Here is a 22,567-nt window from a genome sequence, read left to right as displayed (position 1 = left end):
GGGTCCAGTTCTCGAAATCCTCGCGCGAGCGCCAGATGGTGTGCGAGGCGTAGAGGACATGCTCCTCCGTTGCCGGGCCGCGCAGCAGGTGGAACTCCACGAAGCCCGGCACCTCGCGCAGGCGGGAGTCGCGGGACTTCCACACCTCCTCGAAGGCGGCCTCGGAGCCTGGGGCGACCTTGAAACGGTTCATGGCGACGAACATGGGCGGCATCCTCTGAATCCTGCCCCGCTCTCCCGGCGGGAGGGCGGCTGGCCGAGGCGCAGGTTGCCCCGTCCATCCCCCAACCACAAACCCGAACCATAAACGGGAACCACGAATGCGAAGGGCGCCGGCCGGGTTTCCCCCGCCGGCGCCCTTCCTGTCGCCCCGCCCGGTGCGGCGAGGCCGCGCCTTACTCCAGCCGCTCGCCGTGCAGCACGATGTCGAGGCCCTCGCGCTCCTCCTCGGTGGTCACGCGCAGCCCGATCACCACATCGACGATCTTGAGCAGGATCCAGGTCACGACCCCGGTGTAGATGAAGGTCGAGAGCACCGCGTAGAGCTGGATCATGAACTGCGCCATCGAGCCGGCGGTGCCGTCCGGCGCCGCGGTGGTGGCGGAAAGCGGGCCATAGGCGAAGAAGCCCGTCAGCAGCGCGCCGACGATGCCGCAGAGCCCGTGCACGCCGAAGGCATCGAGGCTGTCGTCATAGCCGCACCAGTGCTTGAGCGCCGTCGCGCCCCAGAAGCCGGTCAGCCCCGCGACCACGCCGATCACCAGCGCCGGCACCGGCAGCACGAAGCCCGCCGCCGGGGTGATGGCGACCAGCCCCGCCACCGCGCCGGAAATGGCGCCGAGCACGGAAGGCTTGCCCTTCACCGCCCATTCCACGAAGACCCAGGCCAGCGTCGCGGCCGCCGCGGCGACCTGCGTCACCAGCATCGCCATGCCCGCGCGCCCGCCGGCGGCGCCCGCCGAACCCGCGTTGAAGCCGAACCAGCCCACCCAGAGCAGCGAGGCGCCGATCACCGCCAGTCCCAGGTTGAACGGCGACATGTTGTCGTGGCCGAGGCCCACGCGCTTGCCCAGCACCACCGCGCAGACCAGGCCCGCCACGCCCGCGTTGATGTGCACCACCGTGCCGCCGGCGAAGTCCAGCGCGCCCAGCGCGAAGATCCAGCCGTTCGGGTGCCAGACCCAGTGCGCGATCGGGCAATAGACCACCAGCAGCCACAGGATGGTGAAGACCACCATCGCCGAATACTTCATGCGGTCCGCATAGGCGCCGCTGATCAGCGCGGGCGTGATGATCGCGAAGGTCATCTGGAACATCAGGAAGACCGTCTCGGGGATGGTGAAGGCCACCGCCCCGTCGCCCGAGCCCAGCGTGAAGGGCGCGTTCCAGTTCTCCGCCACGCCGTTCAGCAGCAGCTTGGACAGGTCACCGACATAGGCGTTGCCCTCGCCGAAGGCGATCGAATAGCCCGCCACCATCCACACGATCGTGGCGACCGCCACGATCGAGAAGGACTGCATCATGGTGGCCAGCACGTTCTTCTTGCGCACCATGCCGGCATAGAACAGCGCCAGGCCCGGGATGGTCATCATCAGCACGAGCGCCGTGCTGGTCAGCATCCAGGCCGTATCGCCGGTATCGGGCGTGGACGGCGCCGTGGGCACCGCCTCCGGTGCTGCCGGCGTCGTCTGCGCCAGCACCGGCAGCGCCAGCATCAGCACAGGCAGGGCCGCCAAGGCGCAGCCCGCCGCGCGGCGGGCCCGCGTCTTCATCAACTCGCTCATCATTCCCCCTCAGAGCGCGGCGTCGTCGGTCTCGCCGGTGCGAATCCGCATGACCCGTTCGACATCCAACACGAAAATCTTTCCGTCACCGATCTTGCCCGTGCGGGCCGTGGTGGCGATGGCCTCCACAACCGCGTCCACCATGTCGTTGGCGACGGCGACCTCGATCTTGAGCTTCGGCAGGAAGCTCACATGGTACTCGGCACCACGGTAGATCTCGGTCTGGCCCTTCTGCCGGCCAAAACCCTTCACTTCCGTCACCGTCAGCCCCTGGATGCCCAGCGGCGTGAGCGCCTCGCGCACCTCATCCAGCTTGAAGGGCTTGATGATCGCCATGATCAGCTTCATTCGGCCGGAGCCCCCTTCGATCCTTCTCGGCGCATGAGATGCGAAGCGCGTGCCAAGACGGGCAATGGGCAGTCTGCACGCATTCCGTGCGGCCCATTCGACGGGAGAGCAGGAAAGCCCCGCCACCCCCTGCCCAAAACCTGTGCAATGCGGCAGGATGGCGGGCATGACGAAACGGATCGAGGTCGAGGCCTGCGTGATGGGCGCGGGTCCGGTGGGCGCCACCCTGGCCACCACCCTGGCGGCGGCGGGGCTGGAGGTCGCGGTGGTGGACACCGCCCCCCTGCCGCCAATGGAACGGCCGGAATTCGACGGTCGCGCCTATGCCATCGCCGCTTCCTCCCGCAACCTGCTGGAGGCCGCCGGCATCTGGGCCCGCCTGCCCGATGAGCCCTGCCCGATCACCCGCATCCGCGTGGCCGATGGCCGCCCGGGCGAACCCGCCTCGCCGCTCGACCTGCATTTCGACGCCGCCGACCTGGGCGAGCCCGCCTTCGGCTGGATGGTCGAGGCCCGCTCCCTCCGCGTCGCCCTGAACGCCGCCCTGCCGGGCCTGCCGCGCCTGCATGTCTTCGCGCCGGCCCAGCCCACCGTCACCCGCACCGCCGAGGGTGCCCTGGTCGCGCTGGCCGACGGCACGGAGATCGCCGCCCGCCTCGTGGTCGGCGCCGAGGGCCGCCGCAGCCCGCTGCGCCGCGCCGCCGGCATCGGCACCGCCGGGCTCGACTACCACCAGACCGGCATGGTCTTCGCCATCGCCCATGAGCGCCCGCACGGTAACCTGGCGCTGGAGCAGTTCCTGCCCAACGGCCCCTTCGCCCAGCTCCCTTTGGCCGGCACGCCGGAACATCCCCACGCCTCCGCCATCGTCTGGTCCGACCGCAGCCCCCTGGCCACACGCTTCATGGCCATGGACGACGCGGCCCTGTCGCGCGAGATCCTGCGCCGCCTGGGCAGCCATCTCGGCGCCGTGCGCGTCATCGGCCGCCGCTGGTCCTATCCCCTGACCGCCATGCAGGCCGCCCGCTTCGTGGACACGCGCCTCGCTTTGGTGGGCGACGCCGCCCACGGCATCCACCCGATCGCGGGGCAGGGGCTCAACCTCGGCTTCCGTGACGTCGCCGCCCTGGCCGAATGCGCGATCGAGGCCCACCATGCCGGCCAGGATCCCGGTTCCGTGGAGGTTCTCGCCCGCTACCAGGCCGCCCGCCGCCCGGATGCCCTGCTGATGCTCGGCGCCACCCACGCGCTGGAACGCCTCTTCGGCAACGACCTGCCGCCGCTGCGGCTCGCCCGTCGGCTGGGCATCGCCGCCGTGGACCGCCTGCCGCCCCTCAAGCGCTTCTTCGCCCGCCGCGCCATGGGCTTCTCCGGCGGCCCCCTCTCCGGCCTTCTCGAAGGACGTGGCCTGATCGCGCCCTGATCCACTGCCGGCCGTTGCGCCGGGTGGTTGCCCCCGGCAAAGGCACCGCCTCCCCCCGATTCCCCTCCGCTGAGGGCCGAAGCCGGTCACCAGACCACGGGCTTTCGCCGGCGCCTGTGGATGCCGTCAGCCTGGCACGTGATCCCTGAGCATAACCCGCTGGAGAGCCAGGCTCTCCGGCGTGATCCGGCGTCAGCAGAAGCCGGCGCATGAGATCCAGGGCGCAAAGCGTCCTGGCAAATAGGGGGCTCGGAGGGAAGGCGGAACCCTTCTCCCAGGATGGTACAACGCTGCCATGCCACATGGCAGCCAGGAACTCCGAAGTCCCGCCCTCGCAACACCCCGTGCTTTTCCGCTTGTTGCACGAAGAATTCTGTATTCAGTTATACGAAACGGGGAGGAAAACTGGCATGAGCACCACGCATCCATCGGTGATAGGGGGCGCCGCGTCAGCCAGGACCGGCGTCCGCTGGCGCATCTTCGGCGTGATCGCACTGCTGACCGTGATCAACCTCGCCGATCGGACCACCCTCTCGGTGGGCATGCCGACCATCGCGCATGAGCTTGGCCTCTCCCCCACCATGCAGGGGCTCATCCTCAGCTCCTTCTTCTGGACCTACGCGCTGCTCCAGGTCCCCGGCGGCTACCTGATCGACCGCATGGGCCCCAGCCGCGTCGTCACCATCTCCACCCTGGCCTGGGGCGCCTTCCAGACCCTGGCTGCCTTCGCCACCGGCGGCCTCTCCCTGCTCGTCACCCGCCTCGGCCTCGGCGCCGCCGAGGCTCCGCTCTTCCCCGCCGGCGGCAAGCTCAACGCCCTCTGGCTCTCCCCGCGCGAGCGCGGGCGCGGCGCCGTGCTGATGGACAGCGGCTCCTATCTCGGCGCCGGCCTCGGCGGCGGCGTCATCGCCTGGCTGATCTACGCGCTGGATTCCTGGCGAATGGCCTTTGCCGTGGCGGGCATCGTGACCATCGGCGCCGGCCTCGTCGCCTGGCGCTACCTGCGCGACGACCCGGCGGTGCATCCGGCCGTGAATGAGGTGGAACTCGCCCATATCCGCACCCCCGTCCCCGGCATGGCCTAGGTCGTGCCCGCCGGCACGCCGCTCGCGTCCCGTGCCGTGGCGCCGGTTATGCTCGGCCGCTGCGGCTGGGCGATGATGAACTTCGGCCTGATCACCTGGGGCCCCAGCTATCTCGCCCAGGCGCGCGGCTTCGACCTGAAGCAGCTCGGCGGCGCCATGGCGGTGATCTTCATCTGCGGCTTCCTCGGCTCGCTCACCGCCGGCTTCGGCGCCGACGCGCTGCAGCGCCGCGGCCTGCCGCGCAGCCTCGTGCTGAAGGCGATGCTCTGCCTCTCCGGCCTCGGCGTGCTCGGCGCCTTCCTGCTGCTGCCCACCATCGCCGACCCCGCCGCCGCCGTGGCGCTGCTCTCCGGCACCGTCTTCCTGCTCTGCTTCGGCAGCCTTTACTGGAGCTTCCCGGCCCTGCTTGCCCCTGCCGACAAGGTCGGGCTGGTCGGCGGAATGATGAACTTCGCCGGCAGCCTGGGCGGCATCGCCATTCCCATCATCGCCGGCATGATCCTGCAGGCGACCGGCTCCTACACCGTGGTGCTGCACTTCTTCTCCGGCTGCGCCGCGCTCTATGTCCTCGGCACGCTGCTGGTGCCCCTCGCGGAGCGGGAGACCGCGCGGTGACACGGGAAGCCCTGGCCGATGCCCCTCTCTGGGGCGGTCTCATCGTCGATGCCCACCACCATGTCTGGGACCCCCGCAACGGTCGATACCCCTGGCTGACGCCGGAAGGAAAGCTGCCCGGCTTCCGCTACGGCGACACCGCGCCGCTGATGCGCCCCTACCTGCCGCCCGACTACCGGGCCGATGCTGCGGGCCACGACATCCGCGCCACGGTCTACATGGAGGCCGAGTGGGACCCCGCCGATCCGATCGGCGAGACTCGCTTCGTCAGCGGCCTCGCGGTGGGCTACGGCCTGCCCAACGCCATGGTCGCCCAGGCTTGGCTGCACCACCCCGATGTGGGAACCGTTCTCGCCGCCCAGGCCGGCTTCCCCCTGGTCCGCAGCGTCCGCCACAAGCCCGGCGGCCCTGCCACGCCCCAGGCCGCCCGAGATGGGAAGCGCACACTGATGTCGGACGAGCGCTGGCGCCGCGGTTAAGCCCTGCTGGAACGCCACGGCCTGCATTTCGACCTGCAGACTCCTTGGTGGAACCTGCACGAGGCCGAACTCCTGGCCCGTGACTTCCCGCGCACCCGCATCATCCTCAACCACACCGGCCTGCCCTCGGACCGCAGCCCCGATGCCCTCGCCGCCTGGCACGCCGCCATGGCCCGCCTCGCCGCGCATCCGAACGTGGCGGTGAAGATCTCCGGCCTCGGCCGCCCCGGCCATGCCTGGAGCGCCGAGGACAATGGCTGGATCGTGCGTGAGACCATCGCCCTCTTCGGCGCGCGCCGCGCCATGTTCGCCAGCAACTTCCCGGTGGATGGGCTTTGCGCCAGCTTCGACACCATCTTCACCGGCTTCAAGCGCATCGCCGCCGCCTTGCCGGCCGAGGATCAGGCCTGGCTCTTCCACCGCACGGCGGAAGAGGTCTACGCCCTGAACCCACGCCGCCCCGCCCCGGGTTGAAGCCGGCCCTCCCGTGTCGCTCCCGGGAGAGGCGCCGACCCTCCCGGACCCTCTCCACTGGGGGATGGTATCTCTCCAGCCCCCGCCTTCCGCTGGCTCGGAGTGGCAAGGCTGGTCTTCCGCCCGGTCCGCTGGCGTAGGTGGATCGGCCGGACGCCAGCCCAAACTGCCCAAATTCACGCCATGAAATGCCTAGAAATTCGCTATTCCGCTCGGAGCGACACCGGATTTCCGCGCGCCACCCGCCACTTCCTGGTGTCGAAGGGTGGAACTCCGCTTGCTCACGCAGTGCAGCAACCACTAGCATTCCCGCATAACGCAACCGCAGTTCCAAAAAACGGAACCGTATGAGCATCCTCTCCAACGCCGCCGAGGTGCTGCGCTGCTTCTCGGCGCATCGCCTGGAGCTCAGCCTGACCGAGGTGACGGGCCTGCTCGGCATGCCGAAGAGCAATGCCTCGCGCCTGCTGCGCGCCATGCGGGATGCCGGCTTCCTGGAACAGGTGCCGGGCACGCGTCGCTACCGCGCCGGGCTGCTGATGTTCGAGATGGGGCACACCTACCGCCGCGGCTCGCCGCTGCTCAGCCAGGCTCATGCGGCGGTCTCGCGTATCTCCCGCGACTGCGGCCATACAGGCTATGTCAGCATCCGCGACGGGTGCGACGTGATGGGCCTCACCTACCATGAAGGCTCGCAGCTCCTGCGCGTCGGCACCCCGATCGGCGAGCGCCTTTCCGCCTCGGCCACCGCCACCGGCCGCGCGCTGCTGGCGCGGCTCGGCGACGACGCGGTGCGCGCCCTCTTCCCCGAGCCGCTGCAGCCGCCCTCGCCGAACTCCCCGCGCGACATGGAGGAACTCCTCGGACGCCTCGCCCGCATCCGCGAGCGGGGCTTCGAGATCGCGCGTCACGAGGCCAATCCCGGTATCGACTCCCTTGCCACCGCCGTGGGCGACCCGGCCAGCGGCGAGGAGGTCAGCCTCTGCATCGTCTATCCCTCCGCCATCGTCTCCGAGGCGGAGCGCGACGACATCCTGGCCGCGATGCTGCGCGAGGCCCGCGCCATCGCCGCGATGCTGGGCGATCCGTCGGCGTCACCATGTCCGACGCCGCCTGAATCCCAGAACTGACCACCGAGAACGAGCCCATGGCAAACACCGCCCCCTCCCTGAACCGCTGGCGCATCGGCTTCGACATCGGCGGCACCTTCACCGACTTCATCCTCTACGACGCGGCTGCGGGCACGGTGCGGCTGCACAAGCGCCTGACCACGCCGCACGACCCTTCCGAGGCCGCGCTGCTGGGGCTGGAGGAACTGGTGGCCATGGGCGGCATCACGCTGGCCGAGGTCGGCGAGATCATCCACGGCACCACGCTGGTCACCAACGCCGTCATCGAGCGCAAGGGCGCGAAGCTCGGCCTGATCACCACGCAGGGCTTCCGCGACGTGCTGGAGATGGGCACGGAGCAGCGCTACGACATCTACGACCTGTTCCTGGGCTTCCCCGAGCCGCTGGTGCCGCGCGACCTGCGGCTGGAGGTCGCCGAGCGCCTGGACCGCGATGGCCGCGTGGTCGAGGTGCTGGACGAGGATGCCGTCCGCGCCGCCTTCCGCACCCTGCTCGAAGCGGGCGTGGAGGCGGTGGCCGTCTGCTTCCTGCACGCCTACCGCAACCCGGCGCACGAGCAGGCCGTGGGCCGCATCGCGCGCGAGGAGTTCCCCGAGCTGGCCGTCTCCCTTTCCGCCGAGGTGGTGGCGGAGATGTGGGAGTACCAGCGCTGCGTCACCACCTGCGCCAACGCCTATGTCCAGCCGCTGATGGACCGCTACCTGAAGCGCCTGGAGCGTGAATTGGCGGCGCGCGGCTTCACCGGCGCGCTGCGGCTGATGCACTCGGCGGGCGGCCTTGTTTCCCCCGCCACGGCGCGCGCCTTTCCGATCCGCCTGCTGGAATCCGGCCCGGCCGGCGGCGGCCTCGCGACGGCGCTGTTCGGCGAGCTGGCGGGCAAGAAGGACGTCATCTCCTTCGACATGGGCGGCACCACCGCCAAGGCCTGCATGGTCGAGGCCGGCCGCGTCGAGATCGCCCCGATGCTGGAGGCTGGCCGCGTCCACCGCTTCAGCAAGGGCTCCGGCCTGCCGATCAAGGCGCCCGTGATCGACATGATCGAGATCGGCGCCGGCGGCGGCTCCATCGCCGGCATCGACGAGGTCGGGCTGCTGAAGGTCGGCCCGCATTCCGCCGGCTCCGACCCCGGCCCGGCCTGCTACGGCATGGGCGGCACGAAGCCGACCGTGACCGACGCCAACCTCGTCCTCGGCTACTACGACCCGGGCTTCTTTCTCGGCGGCCGCATGTCGCTGGACAAGCCGGCGGCGGAACGCGCGGTGGAGAGCGTGGCGACACCGCTGGGCCTGGGCGTGATGGAGGCCGCCTGGGGCATCCACAAGGTCGTGGTGGAAAGCATGGCCGCCGCCGCCCGCGTCCATCTGGTGGAGAAGGGCAAGGACCCGCGCGCCTATGCCATGGTCGGCTTCGGCGGCGCAGGCCCGGCCCATGCCGCCGACGTGGCCCGCGCGCTGGGCGTGCGCGAGGTCATCATTCCGCCCGCCTCCGGTGCCGCCTCGGCACTGGGCTTCCTCGCCGCCCCGCTCTCCTTCGAGCTGGTGCGCTCCCTGCCGCTGGAATTCTCGGAAGGCTTCGACGCCGCCCGGCTGAACGCCCTGCTGGCGGAGCTGGAGGCCGAGGGCCGCGCGCGCCTCGTGGAAGCGGGCGTGGCGCCGGAGAGCATCCGCGTCGAGCGTTCCGCCGACATGCGCCTGGTCGGCCAGATGCACGACATCGCGGTGGACCTGCCGGCGGGCGAGATCGGCGCGGCGAGCCTGGGCGAGATCCGCGCCCGCTTCACCCGCATCTACGCCGCCCGCTACACCTCGGTCTATGAGGGCGCCCGGATGGAAGCGATCAACTTCCGCCTCCGCTGCGTCGGGCCGGAGCCGAAGCTGTCGCTCACCGGCGCGGTCGGCGGCGGCGACACCGCCCAGGCGGTGAAGGGCACGCGGCGCGCCTGGTTCGAGGGCGGCTGGCAGGAGGCGGTGGTCTACGACCGCTACGCGCTCGCCAGCGGCGACCGCATCCCCGGCCCCGCCATCGTCGAGGAGCGCGAGGCCACCACCATCGTCCCGCCCGGCGACGCGGTGCAGGTGGACGACACGCTGAACCTGCGCATCGCCATCGCCGCCCCCGCCATGGCGGGCGAGCTGGTGACGGCGGAGATGCCGCTGGCCGAGGCCATGGCGCGTATCGAGGCCGACCCGATCGCGCTGGAGATCATGTGGTCCCGGCTCGTGAACGTGGTGGAGGAGATGTGGCTGACGGTGGTCCGCACCGCCTTCTCCCTCATCATCTCCGAAAGCCAGGACTTCGCCTGCGAGCTGCTGGACCCGGAGGGCGAGACCCTGGCGCATTCCCCGCGCGCCATGCCCGTCTTCAACCTGACCCTGCCGCGCGCGGTGAAGGCACTGCTGGAGAAGTACCCGGCGGAAACGCTGAAGCCGGGCGACGTGCTGATCACCAACGACCCCTGGCTCTGCGCCGGGCATCTCTTCGACATCGCCATCGTCACCCCCGTCTTCCGGGAGGGCAAGGTGGTCGGGCTGATGGGCACGGTCGGCCATGTTTCCGACATCGGCGGCACGAAGGATTCCCTGAAGGCGCGCGAGATCTTCGAGGAGGGCTTCCAGATCCCGCCGATGAAGCTCTTCGACGCGGGCGTGCCGAACGACACCTTCTTCACCCTGTTCCGCGAGAACGTCCGCAACCCGGACCAGGTGCTGGGCGACCTGCACTCCTTCATCGCCGCCAATGCCCTGGGGGGCGAGCGCCTGCTCTCCTTCATGCGCGACTATGGCATGAGCGACCTGCGCGCCCTGGCGGCGGTGGTGCAGGGCCGTTCCGAGAAGGCGATGCGCGACGCCATCGCCGCCCTGCCGGATGGCGACTACCATGCCGAGATCCGCAACAACCCGCTGGGCAAGGAGCTGCGCTACCCGCTGAAGCTCACCGTCGCGGGCGACACCATCAACCTCGACTTCGACGGCGCCCCGCCACAGCTTCCCCAGGGCGGGCTGAACTCCACCCTGAACTACACGGCGGCGCACGCGACCTATCCGCTCAAGTGCATGCTGACGCCCAACGTGCGGGGCAATGCCGGCTGCTACCGCCCCTTCACCGTGGAGGCGCCGGAGGGCTCGATCCTGAACCCGCGCCGCCCGGCGGCGGTGAACATGCGCACCCGCACCGGCTGGTATCTCGCCCCCAACATCTTCCGCGCCCTGTCCGGGGCGGCGCCGAGCTTGGTGCAGGCCAATACCGGTCTGCCGGTCGCCACCAACGTCTATGGCCAGGATGCCGGGGGCAGCCTCTATTCCGACCACCTCTTCGTCGGCGGCGGGCAGGGCGCCTCGGCCCGGGGCGACGGCAAGTCCGCCCTGCTCTGGCCCACCTCGGCCTCCAACACCTCGATCGAGCTCTTCGAGAGCCGCGCCCCGGTGCTGGTGGTGGAGAAGGCCTACGTCCCCGACACGGGCGGCGCCGGCCAGTTCCGCGGCGGCCTCGGCCAGCGCGTGCGCCTGCGCAAGCTCACCGATGACGGCCGCACCACCCTGGTCTCCGTCTATCCGGAGGGCGTCACCAACCACATCGACGGCCTCTTCGGCGGCCGCCCGGGCACGGGGGCACGCGGCCGCGTTATCGATCTCGACGGCCGCGAGCTGCATGACTGCGGCCCCGGCGAGATGGTGGAGGTGAACAGCCCGCACCAGATCGTCGAGATCACCGTCAACGGCGGCTCCGGCTATGGCGATCCGGCGAGGCGCGACCCCGAGGCGCTGGCACGGGACATGCGTCTGGGCATGGTCACGCCGGAAGGCGCCGCGCGCGACTACGGCGCCGCGAAGACCACGGTCACGGCCTGAAGGAACGGAACAGCATGAGCATCACCCCCACGCGCCGCGCCCTCCTGGCCGCCGGCGCCGCCCTGCCCGCACTGTCCCTGCTGCAACCGGCCTCGGCACAGTCGCGCCGCATCCTGGTGCTCGCCAGCAACCAGGACATCCCGAACTTCGACCCGCATGTGGCGACGGGCTATTCCTCCTCCTGGCTGCTGCGCAACACCTATGACAGCCTGGTCGGCGTCACCGGCAACCCGCCGAAGCCCGAGCCGCGCCTGGCCCGCAGCTGGGACATCTCCGAGGACGGCCGGACCTACACCTTCCACCTGGACCCCGCCGCGAGGTTCCACGACGGCACCCCCGCCACGGCGGAAGCGGTGCGCTACTCCTTCGAGCGCATCCTGCGCCTCAACCGCGGCAATGTCTGGATGATCCAGAACATCGTCGTGCCCGGCGGCATCGAGGCGGTGGACGACCATACCGTCCGCTTCCGCCTCGCCACCCCCTTCGTCCCCTTCCTCAGTGTCCTGCCCTGGATCTGGGTGGTGAACCCGAAGCAGGTCGAGGCCAACAAGGGCGAGGATGACGGCCAGACCTGGCTGCGCTCCAACATCGCCGGCTCCGGCCCCTTCGCCGTCCGCCGCGCCGAGGCCGGCAACCTCTACGAGCTGGAGCGCGTCGCCGATGGCTGGCGCAAGGAAGGAGGCGGCAACCTCACCGGCGCCATCTGGAAGATCACGCGCGAAACCGCGACGCAGCGCCTGATGGTCCAGCGCGGCGAGGCCCAGGTCGCCCTCGACCTCACCTCCGAGGACATGGACACGCTGAAGGGCCGCCCGGGCGTCGATCTGGTGATCGAGCCCGAGTACCGCACCTTCCAGATCAAGATGAACACCCGTCACGGCCCGCTGGCGGATGCCAATCTCCGCCGCGCCGTGAGCTGCGCCTTCAACTACCAGGCGATGCTCGACGTGGCCGGCTATGCCGACCTGATGACCGGCCCGCTGCCCCCCACGATCCAGGGCTTCGACAAGAGCCTCGCCCCCTGGCGCATGGACCTGGAGAAGGCGAAGTCCTTTCTGGCGAAGTCCGCCACCCCCAGCGGCAACATCAAGCTCGCCGTCACCCATGTCGCGGGGCTGGAACAGCAGCGCCGCTGGGCGCTGATCCTGCTCGACAGCCTGCGCCCGCTCGGCATCGAGCTGGAGATCCGCACCGCCACCTGGCCCGACCTCGTCGCCTCCTGCCGCTCGCCCGAGACGCTGGCCGACTTCTTCCCCGTCTACCAGACCGCCAATTACGGCGACCCGGACAACCTCGCCTTCGCGGGCTTCCATTCCTCGCGGAACGGCAACTGGCAGAACCCGGTCTACAACAACCCGGAGGTGGACCGGCTGATCGAGCAGGCCCGCGCCGAGCAGGACCCGGCGAAGCGCGACGCCCTCTACGCGCGGTTCCAGCAGACCGTGATGGAGGATGCCTGCGACATCTTCGGCGTGCTGGAGAAGCGCAAGCTCGCTATGCGCAACACGGTGAGGAACTTCCGCTTCACCCCCGTCGCCTCCAACGCGCCCGAGCTCTTCCCGCTCTCGCTCTGACGCGGGCCGCCCCACCCGCGCAGGAAACCAGCAGGATAACCGCATGATCCGCTACATCCTCAGGCGCATCCTCCTGCTGGTGCCAGTGCTGGTGGGGCTGTCCGTCCTGGTCTTCTGCATCGCCCGCCTCCTGCCGGGCGATCCCGTCCGCCTCGCCGCCGGGCCGAACGCCACTGCCGCCGACATCGCCTCGGTGGCGAAGGAGTTCGGCCTCGACCGCCCCTTCGTCGTCCAGTACTGGGACTACGCGACCGGGCTGCTGCGCGGCGACTGGGGCGTCTCCATCTTCACCCGCCGCCCGGTGGCCGAGGACCTCGCCGTCTACCTCCCCGCCACGCTGGAGCTCGTCCTGGCCGCGATGATCCTGGCCGTCGGCCTCGGCATCCCCGCCGGCCTGCTCGCCGCGGTGTACCGCAACCGCTGGCCCGACTTCCTGTCCCGCACCGTCTCGCTCGGCGCCATCTCCATGCCGCGCTTCTTCCTGGGCCTGGTCTTCCAGCTCGCCTTCGCCATGTGGCTCGGCTGGCTGCCCCTTTCCGGCCGCTTCCCGCTGACCGAGGACCCGCCGCCCACCATCACCGGCTTCCTCACCATCGACGCGCTGGCCAGCGGCAACCTCCACGCCTTCGGCGTCGCCCTGCAATACCTAGCGCTCCCCGCCATCGCGATGAGCCTCTCGCCGCTCGCCACCATCATGCGGATGATGCGCGCCTCGACCATCGAGGTGCTGGGCCAGGACTACGTCACCACCGAGCGCGCCCTGGGCCTGCCGGGCCGGCAGATCCTGTTCAAATACGTGCTGAAGAACGCCGTTTCCGCCACGCTCACCGTCATCGGCCTGTATTTCGGCTGGCTGCTCGGCGGCACGGTGCTGGTGGAAACCGTCTTCGATTGGCCGGGCATCGGCCTCTACGCCACCCAGGCCGTGCTGAGCCAGGACTTCATGCCGATCATCGGCGTCACCCTCTGCATCGGCGCGCTCTTCATCACCGTGAACCTGATCGTGGACCTGCTCTACGGCCTGCTGAACCCAAGGGTCCGCCTCGGATGAGCGACGTCACCGCCACCCTCGTGGAAGCCCCCGCCAGCGCCCGCTCCGACCGCTGGCGCCGCGGCCTCTACCGCTTCCGCAGCTCCTGGGTCTCCGTCCTCGGCCTCGCCATCGTCGCGCTGCTCCTCCTCCTCGCCGCGATCGGCCCCGCCATCATCCCCTATCCGCAGCATGTCGCGGGCATGGTGGACACCGCCTCCCGCTTCATCCCGCCTTCCGCCGCGCACTGGTTCGGCACCAACGAGGTCGGGCAGGACGTGCTCTCCCTCACCATCGCCGGCACCCGCATCTCGCTCATCTCCGGCCTCGCCGTGGTGATCCTCGGCAGCACCGTGGGCATCCTGGTCGGCGCCCTGGCGGGCTTTCTCGGCGGCTGGGTGGACGAGGTGCTGATGCGCCTCTCCGACCTCATGCTCACCGTGCCCGGCCTCATCCTCGCCATGGCCGTCGCCGCCGCCCTCGGCCCCGGGCTGCTGAACATGGTCGTCGCCATCACCCTGTCCTGGTGGCCCGGCTATGCCCGCCTCGTGCGCGGCGAGGTCATCGCCAGGAAGGAGGAGCAGTTCGTCATCGCCGCCCGCGCCGTCGGCGCCGGTACCGCCCGCCTGCTCCTCCGCCACATCCTGCCGAACATCATGAGCCCCATCATCGTGAAGATGTCGCTCGACATGGGCTTCGCCATCCTCACCGTCGCCTCGCTCGGCTTCATCGGCATCGGCGTGAAGCCCCCCACGCCGGAATGGGGCTCCCTTCTTTCCGTCGCCCGCGGCAACATGCCCGACTACTGGTGGACCGCCATCTTCCCCGGCCTCGCCATCTTCCTCGCCGTCTTCGGCTTCAACCTCCTGGGCGACGGGCTGCGCGACGTGCTGGACCCGAAGGCACGCCGCTGATGATCCGGCCTTCCGCATCCCGGGGCGAGGCTCCGCCTCTTCCCGGACCCCTCTCCGCTCAGGGAGGCCGCGCCTCCCCGAGACCCTGCCTTGAGTGGGCGCATGTGACTGGCGCGCATCACTGGCCGCTCCCCGGCCACCGGTGGCAAGGCAGCGCCCTGAAGAACCTCAGCATGCGCGGCGATCACAGGCGCCGGAAGGCCAGGCCTTCCGGCGTGGCCCCCGCCATTGCCAGAGCCAGCGAAAGGGAGGTCCAGGACCCTCAGGGGCCTGGCGGATGGGGTTTGGGGGCCGAAGCACTGCTTCGGCGCCGAAGGCCGGCAGAGCCTTCCCCAAGGGCAGCAAGGACGACCTGAACCATGGCGCTGCTGGAAATCCGCGACCTGCACCTGGCGATGCGCTCCTTCGAGGGCGAGGCGCATGTGCTGAACGGCATCGACCTCACCGTCGAACGCGGCGAGATCTGGGGCATCGTGGGCGAGACGGGCTGCGGCAAGTCGCTGACCGGCCTGTCGGTCTCGCGCCTCGTGCCCTCGCCCCCGGCCCGCTACATCCGGGGCGAGATCCGCTTCGAGGGCAGGGACCTCCTCAGGGCGGGCGAGGAGGAGATGCGCGCCCTGCGCGGCCGCCGCATCGGCATGATCTTCCAGGACCCGACGACCAACCTGAATCCGGCCTTCACCATCGGCACGCAGATCACCGATGTCGCGCTCCATGCCGGCCGCGCCGATCCCGCGCTGCTGGGCCTCGCCCCCGGCGCCTCGCGCCGCGCGATGCGCGCCGCCGCCCGCCGCCGCGCGGTGGAGGCGCTGGAGGAGGTGGGCATCCCCGACGCCGCCGCGCGCCTCGCGGACTATCCGCACCAGTTCTCCGGCGGCATGCGCCAGCGCGTGCTGATCGCCATGGCGCTGGTGGGCCGCCCCGACCTGCTGATCGCCGACGAGCCCACCACGGCGCTCGATGTCTCCGTGCAGGCGCAGATCCTGCGCCTGATCCACGACCTCGTGCGCGAGCACCGCCTCGGCGTGCTGTTCATCACCCACAATCTCGGCGTGGTGGCGCAGCTCTGCACCCATGTGGCGGTGATGTACGCCGGCAATGTCGCCGAGGCCGGCCCGGTGCGCGAGGTCCTGAAGCACCCCGTCCACCCCTATACCCGCGCGCTGATGGCCGCCGTCCCCACCGCCGGCACGAAGCGCGGCGAGCTCCAGGGCCTGCCCGGCACCGTGCCCAACCTGATCGCCCCGCCGCGCGGCTGCCGCTTCGCCACGCGCTGTCCCTGGGCCGAGCCCGCCTGCGACGCCGCCCTGCCGCCGATGGAGCGCTTCGGCCCGCATCACGAGGCCGCCTGCCTCGTCGCCGCCCGCACGCGGGAGGAGGCCGCCTGATGCTCCGCATCGAACACGTCACCAAGACCTATGGCGGTGCCCGCAAGGGCCTCGCCGGCCTGCTCGGCACCGCCGCGGCCGAGGTACGCGCCCTGCGCGACGTCTCGCTTTCCGTCCGCCGGGGGGAGAGCTTCGGCCTGGTCGGCGAATCCGGCTCCGGCAAGACCACGCTCACCCGCTGCATCCTCCGCCTGGAGGAAGTCTCCGCCGGCCGCATCCTCTTCGACGGCACCGACCTCGCCACGCTGAAGCCCGCCGAGATGCGCAGCCTGCGCGCCCGCGTGCAGATCGTCTTCCAGGACCCCTACGCCTCGCTGAACCCGCGCATGAGCGTGTGCGACATCCTGTGCGAGCCGATGGAGATCCACCGCGACCGCATGGGCCTCGACGGGCGCGGCCGCCTCGACCGCGCGGCGGAACTCCTCCAGCGCGTCGGCCTCGGCACGCAGCACCTCTCGCGCTTCCCGCACGAATTCTCCGGCGGCCAGCGCCAGCGCATCGGCATCGCCCGCGCCCTGGCCACGAAGCCCGACTTCCTGATCCTGGACGAGCCCACCTCCGCCCTCGACGTCTCCGTGCAGGCCCAGGTGCTGAACCTGCTGCACGAGCTCCAGGCCCAGCTCGGCCTTACCTACTTCTTCATCAGCCACGACCTGGGCGTGATCCGCTACATCTGCGACCGCGTCGCGCTGATCTACCGCGGCCAGCTCGTGGAGGAAGGCGACACCGAGACCGTCTTCCGCAGCCCCGCCAGCGACTATGCCCGCATGCTCCTCGCGGCCATGCCGGACCCGGACCCTGACCGCTCGCCCTTCCACGCCTCTTCCCATGCCGCCCGCCCGGCCCCCGGGCCTGGACAGCCACCCGCCGCATCGCCATGACGACGGCACGCCGACGCCCCTGACCGAGGAGACTCCCGACATGCGCAACACGCCGCGCATCTGGCAACTCGTGGACGCGAAGCGGGACGAGATGATCGCCCTTGCCGACCGCGTCTGGGAAACGCCCGAGCCCCTCTACACCGAACGCAGGTCCGCCGCAGCGCATGTCGAGGCGCTGGAGCAGCAGGGCTTCCGCGTCGAGGCCGGCGTCGCCGGCATTCCCACCGCCATCATGGCGGAGGCCGGGGAGGGCGGCCCCGTCATCGCCATCCTGGGCGAATACGACGCCCTGCCGGGCCTCTCGCAGCAGGCCGGAATCGCCGAGCCGAAGCCCGTCGAGGGCCAGAACGGCGCCGGCCATGGCTGCGGCCACAACCTCCTCGGCGCCGGCGCGCTCTTCGCCGCCACGGCGGTCAAGGACTGGCTGGCCGAGCGCGGCATCCAGGGCCGCGTCCGCTACTACGGCTGCCCCGCCGAGGAAGGCGGCGCCGGAAAGACCTTCATGGTCCGCGCCGGACTCTTCGACGACGCCGACATCGCCATCACCTGGCACCCGGATTCCTTTGCCGGCGTCGCCCCCGCCATCGCGCTCGCCAACACCCGCGTGGACTTCACCTTCACCGGCCGCGCCTCGCACGCCGCCGCCGCGCCGGAACTGGGCCGCTCCGCCCTCGATGCCGTCGAGCTGATGAATGTCGGCGTCAACTACATGCGCGAGCACATGAACAGCGAGGCCCGCGTCCACTACGCCATCCTCGACGCCGGCGGCATCGCCCCCAATGTCGTGCAGCCGCGCGCCAAGGTCCGCTACGCCATCCGCAACACCGATGTCGCCGGCATGCGCGCGCTGTTCGAGCGGGTGAGGAAGATCGCCCAGGGCGCCGCGCTGATGACGGAAACCACGCTGGCGGTGAAGGTCGTCAGCGCCTTCTCCAACCTCGTCGGCAACCGCCCGCTGGAAGAGGCCATGCAGGCCGAGTTCGACCGCCTCGGCCCGCCGGAATTCGACGAGGCCGACCGTGCCTACGCCGCCGCCATCCGTGCCACGCTGGACCAGGGCGACATCCGCGCCGCCTTCCGCAGCGCCGGCCTGCCCTTCGACCCGTCGATGGACCTCTGCGACACCATCGTGCCGCTCGACGCGCCCCGGAAGCCCGCCGTCGGCTCCACCGATGTCGGCGACGTCTCCTGGGTCGTTCCCACGGTGCAGGCCCACGGCGCCACCTGCGCCACCGGCACGCCCTTCCATTCCTGGCAGCTCACTGCCCAGGGCCAGAGCCCGCACGCCCACAAGGGCATGATCCACGCCGCCAAGGTGATGGCCGCCACCGCCACGGCTGCCCTGGAAAACCCGGATCTCATCGCCCGCGCCAAGGCCGACCTCGCCCGCCGCCTCGAAGGCCAACGCTACGAAAGCCCCATCCCCGCCGAGATCCCGCCGCCGCTGGACATGGCCAAAGGCTGACCGCACGGCGCGGTCCCTTGGGGGCAAGGCGCTGCCTCGCCCCCAAACCCCCACTTCGCCAGGACACTGCGTGCCCTGGACCCGGTTCGCTGGCCCCCGCTGACGCCGGATCGCGCCGGAGAGCCAGGCTCTCCGGCGACTGCGTGCGCCACATGCACAGACATGGTAGTCTTTCTTTCGGGAGCCCCGCCGATCCACCTGCTCTCCGGGACCGGAGAACGGACCGACCTTGCCACCTGGTGCCCACTCAAGGCGGGGTCTGGGGGAATACTATTCCCCCAGCGGAGGGGGACTGGGGGAGGCGGCGCCTCCCCCGGGGCCGGACACGGGCGCGACGCCTGGAAACCGGGCCTCAGGGCGTCTCCAGCACCGCCACCTGGGTCTTCGGCCCTTCCTCGACCGGCTTCCCCCGGGCGGCGGTGATCTTCACGCCGCTGAAGCTGCCCTCGACATGGCGCAGCACCATCCCCTCGCCGCGCGAGGCAATGCTGACATGCTGCAGCCGGATGTCGCGCAGCGGTGCTTCCGGAAGGCCGGCCAGCAGCCCCGCCCGCCGTGCGCCGCTGGCGAAGAGGTGCTGGATCGTGACGTCATGGATGCGCGGCGTCAGCGGCGTCACCGGCGCTTCCGCCCGGGCGGCCGGCGTGGCCACGGCCACCGCCCCCGGGCCGGGCGCCTGGGCCGCGTCCCGGGGCTCGCCCGGATAGGAGGAGTCGATCGACAGCGGCACCGCCACATCCGTCATCCGCGCATGCCGCACCAGCACGTCGCCGACATCGCCGCCCCGGTCCCGCCCGGCCTTGATGCGGATGCCGTACTGCGTTCCGGTGAAATGGGCGCCGTTGATCCGCACATGCTCCACGCCATGCGCCAGCTCGCTGCCGATCGCCAGCCCGTGCCCATGGCCGAAGCGCACGTTGCTGATGGTGATGTTGCGCGCCGCACGCTTCGGCATGTCGGGGCCTGGCAGGCCGGCCTTGATGGCGATGCCGTCGTCGCCCGTGTCGATGCCGAGGTTCGACAGCGACACCTTGCGCGAGGACACGATGTCCACGCCATCCGTGTTCGGCGAATCCGGCGCGTTGGTGATGCGGACATCGCGCAGCACCACATCCTCGGAATAGCGCAGCGCCACCGTCCACATCGGCGCGTTGGTCAGGTGGACCCCGCGCAGCAGCACCCGCCGGGCATTGTAGAACTCGATCAGCCAGGGGCGCGGCAGCCCGTTGCCCGCCGGCACCTTCTCCATCCCCGGCCCCCAGCTTTTCACCCCAGCCCGCATCGCCTCCCGCGCCGCCACCGCCGCCGGCCACCACAGCTCCGCGCCCTGGCCGTCGATCGTGCCCTCGCCGATGATGCCGACATCGCTGACATTCACGCCGGAGATCAGCGCCTCGTGCGGCCGGAAAGGGCGTCCGATGAAGGCCCAGGTGAAGCGGTCCGCCTGCGCCACGGCGCGCAGCCGCGTGCCGCGCGCCAGTTCCAGCGTCACATGGTCCTTCAGCGCCAGGGGCCCGGTCAGGAACACCCCGTCCCCGAAGCTCACCCGCCCGCCGCCGCGCGCCGAGCAGGCATCGATCGCCGCCTGGATCGCGGCGGTGTTGTCGGTGGTCCCGTCGCCCCGGGCGCCATGCTTCAGCGGGTCGCAGCTATGGCTCGCCAGGACGCCCGGCACCCGGGCCTCCCCCGAAACGCCACCAGGGGCACTCCCCTGGGCACGCACCCCCGCCGTGCCGGCCAGCAGGGCGAGGGCAAGGGGCAGGAAGCACGGGACGAGACGATGCATCGGGCAACCTCGGTGCGAGGTTGCCTGCTTAGATCACTTGCCGATCCCCTGGAAACACCGCTTCGGACGCCCGGCATCCCGGCCACCGCATGCCCCGGTACAAGCCTCGCGTGACCTTCCCGGGGGCAGGGCGCGTTTCCGCCCCGCCTACCTGTGAGCGGCCCGGAAAGCCGCTCAGCCCTCCATCGCCACCCGTGTCCGCCAGTCCGCCAGCATGTCGGCCAGCGTGGTCTCCCACGGGATGCGCGGCGCCCAGCCCAGCAGCCGCCGCGCCGCGCCGATATCGCCCGCGGTGCGCTCCACATCGGTCGGCCGCAGCCGCGACGCCTCCTGCTCCACCCGCGCCTCCACCCCGGCCAGGGCGAGCAGCGCCTCCAGGATGTCGCCCACCTTGCGCGGCGCCCCGGTGGCGAGGTTGATCACCGTCCCCGGAGCCAACTCCGCCGCCAGCGCCAGCGCATAGCCCTCGCAGACATCCCGCACGTCCAGGAAGTCGCGCCAGCGGTCCAGCGCCCCGGTGCGGATCACCGGCTCCTGCTTCCCGGCCGCGATCCGCGCCACCTGGTGCGCGAAGGCGCCGACCACGAAGCCGTCCGACTGCCCCGGCCCGGTCTGGTTGAAGGGCCGCATCCGCACCGCCTTCAGCCCGCGCAGCGCCATCTCGCCGATGGCGATGTCCGCCGCCGCCTTCGAGGCCGCATAGGGATTGGCCGGGCGCGGCAGCGCCTCCTCCGTCAGCGGCACCCCCGCCTGGAAGGACAGCCCGTAGATCTCCGCCGAGGAGACATGGACGAAGCGCGCCGCCGGCGACGCCTCCAGCACCGCCTCGGCCAGCGCCAGCGTTCCGTCCAGGTTGGTCCGCCAGGTCAGGCGCGGGTCGCGGAAGGAGACCGGCACCGAGGCCTGCGCCGCCAGATGCAGCACCGCATCCGGCGCCGCCTCCCGCATCCGCCCGGCGAGGTCCCCGCCGAGCAGGTCCATCTCCAGCGTCTCGTCCGCCCCGGGCACGTGCTTCCCGCCATCCCGGCTGGCGGCGATCAGCCGCGCCGCCGGGAAATGCCGCCGCAGCACCGGCAGCAGGTGCCCCCCGACGAAGCCGCCCGCCCCGGTGACGAGGATGCGCCCCGGAATACGTCCCGGGGAGACGGGTTCCGGAACCGCGCCGGACACCGGCCTCAGCCCATCCGCGAGCGGTGGCGGAACAGGTCGGCGTCCACCATCTCCTTGATCATCTCCTCCAGGCTGATCTCCGGCGCCCAGCCCAGCTTCTCCTTGGCCTTGGAGGGATCGCCCAGCAGCAGGTCCACCTCGGCCGGGCGCAGGAAGGCCGGATCGACCTTCACGAACTCCTCGTAGTCCAGCCCGACATGCCCGAAGGCGATCCGGCACATGTCGCGCACCGTGGTGGTGCGCCCCGTGGCGACCACGTAGTCGTCCGGCACCTCCTGCTGCAGCATCAGGTGCATCGCCCGGACATAGTCCTTGGCATGGCCCCAGTCGCGCTTGGCGTCGAGGTTGCCCATCTTCAGCTCGGTCGCCTTGCCCAGCTTGATCCGCGCCGCCCCGTCCGTGACCTTGCGGGTGACGAACTCGATGCCGCGCAGCGGGCTCTCATGGTTGAACAGGATGCCCGAGGAAGCGTGCAGCCCGAAGCTCTCGCGGTAGTTCACCGTCATCCAGTGCGCGTAGAGCTTGGCCACCGCATAGGGGCTGCGCGGATAGAACGGCGTCTTCTCGCTCTGGATCGGGTGCTGCACCAGCCCGTACATCTCGGAGGATGAGGCCTGGTAGAAGCGCGCCTGCGGCGCCACCAGCCGCACCGCCTCCAGCACGTTGTTCGCCCCCAGCGCCGTCACCTGCCCGGTCAGCAGCGGCTGGTTCCAGGAGGTCTTCACGAAGCTCTGCGCGCCGAGGTTATAGACCTCGTCCGGCTTCACCTCGTTCAGCACCCGGATCAGCGAGCTGATGTCGATCAGGTTGCCGTCCATGACCCGGACCTGCCCGGCGATCCCCAGCCAGCGCAGCCGCTCGTCCACCACGTCGGAGGAGGAGGAGCGCCGCACCAGCCCATAGACCTCGTAGCCCTTCTCCAGCAGCAACTGCGAGAGATAGGCGCCGTCCTGGCCCGTCACCCCGGTGATCAACGCTTTCGGCATGGTCCCCCGCCTCGAAACGATACAAGCCGCGCTTTAGCGGTGCCCGTCCCGCTTGGCCAGATCGTTCGCCGTCCGGTTGTGCCGGCAACGGCGCAAATCCCCGCGCTTTCCCGCTCGCCGCCCGTCATGGGTTCCATCGTGTCTCGGGGGCAAGGCTCCGTCTTCCCCAACCCCCGTCCGTCAGGAC

Annotated in this window: 17 protein-coding genes and 1 pseudogene; 12 read left to right on the top strand and 6 right to left on the bottom strand. The window is 70.7% G+C overall.

Annotated elements, in window-relative coordinates:
- The 3 genes from BT98_RS0115890 to BT98_RS0115880 all read right to left on the bottom strand — a co-directional run.
- Positions 1-205 (bottom strand): antibiotic biosynthesis monooxygenase family protein (locus BT98_RS0115890; protein WP_027297278.1); only part of this gene is annotated, 205 nt, incomplete at its 3' end.
- A gap of 190 nt (positions 206-395) precedes the next feature.
- A complete protein-coding gene (locus BT98_RS0115885; protein ID WP_037251158.1) occupies positions 396-1,715 on the bottom strand; it encodes an ammonium transporter in 1,320 nt (439 codons plus the stop codon).
- A 78-nt stretch (positions 1,716-1,793) separates the two neighbouring features.
- Positions 1,794-2,132: a P-II family nitrogen regulator gene (locus BT98_RS0115880; RefSeq protein ID WP_019462385.1), complete on the bottom strand. Its 339-nt coding sequence runs from the start codon at positions 2,130-2,132 to the stop codon at positions 1,794-1,796.
- A 166-nt stretch (positions 2,133-2,298) separates the two neighbouring features.
- On the opposite strand from BT98_RS0115880, the gene BT98_RS0115875 reads away from it, so the two are divergent.
- From BT98_RS0115875 to BT98_RS0115825, 12 genes and pseudogenes are all read left to right on the top strand, one after another.
- Positions 2,299-3,555, top strand: coding sequence for a UbiH/UbiF/VisC/COQ6 family ubiquinone biosynthesis hydroxylase (locus BT98_RS0115875; RefSeq protein WP_019462384.1), 1,257 nt, complete (start codon positions 2,299-2,301; stop codon positions 3,553-3,555).
- Between the two features lie 209 nt (positions 3,556-3,764).
- Positions 3,765-5,255, top strand: a pseudogene (locus tag BT98_RS28155) (MFS transporter).
- Complete coding sequence (locus BT98_RS27835) at positions 5,252-5,734, top strand: amidohydrolase family protein (protein WP_019462381.1); 483 nt, start codon at positions 5,252-5,254, stop codon at positions 5,732-5,734. Before BT98_RS28155 ends, BT98_RS27835 begins: the two are co-directional and overlap by 4 nt.
- 3 nt (positions 5,735-5,737) lie before the next feature.
- The gene (locus BT98_RS27830; protein ID WP_202801222.1) at positions 5,738-6,208 is read left to right on the top strand and encodes an amidohydrolase family protein; all 471 of its coding nucleotides are present in this window, start codon (positions 5,738-5,740) and stop codon (positions 6,206-6,208) included.
- 347 nt (positions 6,209-6,555) lie between these two features.
- Positions 6,556-7,338: an IclR family transcriptional regulator gene (locus BT98_RS0115860; RefSeq protein ID WP_019462379.1), complete on the top strand. Its 783-nt coding sequence runs from the start codon at positions 6,556-6,558 to the stop codon at positions 7,336-7,338.
- A 17-nt stretch (positions 7,339-7,355) separates the two neighbouring features.
- A complete protein-coding gene (locus BT98_RS0115855) occupies positions 7,356-11,186 on the top strand; it encodes a hydantoinase B/oxoprolinase family protein (protein ID WP_019462378.1) in 3,831 nt (1,276 codons plus the stop codon).
- Between the two features lie 14 nt (positions 11,187-11,200).
- Positions 11,201-12,760, top strand: a complete 1,560-nt coding sequence (locus BT98_RS0115850; RefSeq protein WP_019462377.1) for an ABC transporter substrate-binding protein — start codon at positions 11,201-11,203, stop codon at positions 12,758-12,760.
- Between the two features lie 43 nt (positions 12,761-12,803).
- The gene (locus BT98_RS0115845) at positions 12,804-13,811 is read left to right on the top strand and encodes an ABC transporter permease (protein ID WP_027297277.1); all 1,008 of its coding nucleotides are present in this window, start codon (positions 12,804-12,806) and stop codon (positions 13,809-13,811) included.
- Positions 13,808-14,704, top strand: coding sequence for an ABC transporter permease (locus tag BT98_RS0115840; RefSeq protein ID WP_019462375.1), 897 nt, complete (start codon positions 13,808-13,810; stop codon positions 14,702-14,704). The genes BT98_RS0115845 and BT98_RS0115840 overlap by 4 nt, the downstream gene beginning before the upstream one ends.
- Before the next feature lie 359 nt (positions 14,705-15,063).
- Entirely contained in the window at positions 15,064-16,092 is a 1,029-nt protein-coding gene (locus BT98_RS0115835) for an ABC transporter ATP-binding protein (protein WP_019462374.1), read from the top strand.
- Positions 16,092-16,973 (top strand): ATP-binding cassette domain-containing protein, encoded by an 882-nt coding sequence (locus tag BT98_RS24665; RefSeq protein ID WP_019462373.1) that lies wholly within the window; start codon positions 16,092-16,094, stop codon positions 16,971-16,973. The genes BT98_RS0115835 and BT98_RS24665 overlap by 1 nt, the downstream gene beginning before the upstream one ends.
- A 40-nt stretch (positions 16,974-17,013) precedes the next feature.
- Positions 17,014-18,438: a M20 family metallopeptidase gene (locus BT98_RS0115825; protein ID WP_026033430.1), complete on the top strand. Its 1,425-nt coding sequence runs from the start codon at positions 17,014-17,016 to the stop codon at positions 18,436-18,438.
- 352 nt (positions 18,439-18,790) lie between these two features.
- On the opposite strand, the gene BT98_RS24660 is transcribed toward BT98_RS0115825, so the two are convergent.
- The 3 genes from BT98_RS24660 to gmd form a co-directional block, all read right to left on the bottom strand.
- The gene (locus BT98_RS24660; RefSeq protein ID WP_081798621.1) at positions 18,791-20,224 is read right to left on the bottom strand and encodes a glycoside hydrolase family 28 protein; all 1,434 of its coding nucleotides are present in this window, start codon (positions 20,222-20,224) and stop codon (positions 18,791-18,793) included.
- A 174-nt stretch (positions 20,225-20,398) separates the two neighbouring features.
- On the bottom strand, positions 20,399-21,394 hold the full coding sequence (locus BT98_RS0115815; RefSeq protein ID WP_019462370.1) for a GDP-mannose 4,6-dehydratase: 996 nt from the start codon (positions 21,392-21,394) through the stop codon (positions 20,399-20,401).
- Positions 21,395-21,399: 5 nt separating this feature from the next.
- Positions 21,400-22,380: a GDP-mannose 4,6-dehydratase gene (gmd, locus tag BT98_RS0115810; RefSeq protein ID WP_019462369.1), complete on the bottom strand. Its 981-nt coding sequence runs from the start codon at positions 22,378-22,380 to the stop codon at positions 21,400-21,402.
- Between the last annotated feature and the right edge of the window lie 187 nt (positions 22,381-22,567).

Source organism: Roseomonas mucosa ATCC BAA-692 (assembly GCF_000622225.1).
In the GTDB taxonomy this organism is placed as follows: domain Bacteria; phylum Pseudomonadota; class Alphaproteobacteria; order Acetobacterales; family Acetobacteraceae; genus Roseomonas; species Roseomonas mucosa.
Note: the sequence above shows the minus strand (reverse complement) of the source record. Positions and strands in the feature narration are given on the sequence as shown.

Bases quoted from the DNA above. Each gene is read 5' to 3' on its own strand.
- BT98_RS0115885 (WP_037251158.1), bottom strand. From the start codon at position 1,715: ATGCTGGCGCTGCCGGTGCTGGCGCAGACGACGCCGGCAGCACCGGAG.
- BT98_RS0115880 (WP_019462385.1), bottom strand. From the start codon at position 2,132: ATGAAGCTGATCATGGCGATCATCAAGCCCTTCAAGCTGGATGAGGTG.
- BT98_RS0115875 (WP_019462384.1), top strand. From the start codon at position 2,299: ATGACGAAACGGATCGAGGTCGAGGCCTGCGTGATGGGCGCGGGTCCG.
- BT98_RS0115860 (WP_019462379.1), top strand. From the start codon at position 6,556: ATGAGCATCCTCTCCAACGCCGCCGAGGTGCTGCGCTGCTTCTCGGCG.
- BT98_RS0115855 (WP_019462378.1), top strand. From the start codon at position 7,356: ATGGCAAACACCGCCCCCTCCCTGAACCGCTGGCGCATCGGCTTCGAC.
- BT98_RS0115850 (WP_019462377.1), top strand. From the start codon at position 11,201: ATGAGCATCACCCCCACGCGCCGCGCCCTCCTGGCCGCCGGCGCCGCC.
- BT98_RS0115845 (WP_027297277.1), top strand. From the start codon at position 12,804: ATGATCCGCTACATCCTCAGGCGCATCCTCCTGCTGGTGCCAGTGCTG.
- BT98_RS0115840 (WP_019462375.1), top strand. From the start codon at position 13,808: ATGAGCGACGTCACCGCCACCCTCGTGGAAGCCCCCGCCAGCGCCCGC.
- BT98_RS0115835 (WP_019462374.1), top strand. From the start codon at position 15,064: ATGGCGCTGCTGGAAATCCGCGACCTGCACCTGGCGATGCGCTCCTTC.
- BT98_RS24665 (WP_019462373.1), top strand. From the start codon at position 16,092: ATGCTCCGCATCGAACACGTCACCAAGACCTATGGCGGTGCCCGCAAG.
- BT98_RS0115825 (WP_026033430.1), top strand. From the start codon at position 17,014: ATGCGCAACACGCCGCGCATCTGGCAACTCGTGGACGCGAAGCGGGAC.
- BT98_RS24660 (WP_081798621.1), bottom strand. From the start codon at position 20,224: ATGCATCGTCTCGTCCCGTGCTTCCTGCCCCTTGCCCTCGCCCTGCTG.
- gmd (WP_019462369.1), bottom strand. From the start codon at position 22,380: ATGCCGAAAGCGTTGATCACCGGGGTGACGGGCCAGGACGGCGCCTAT.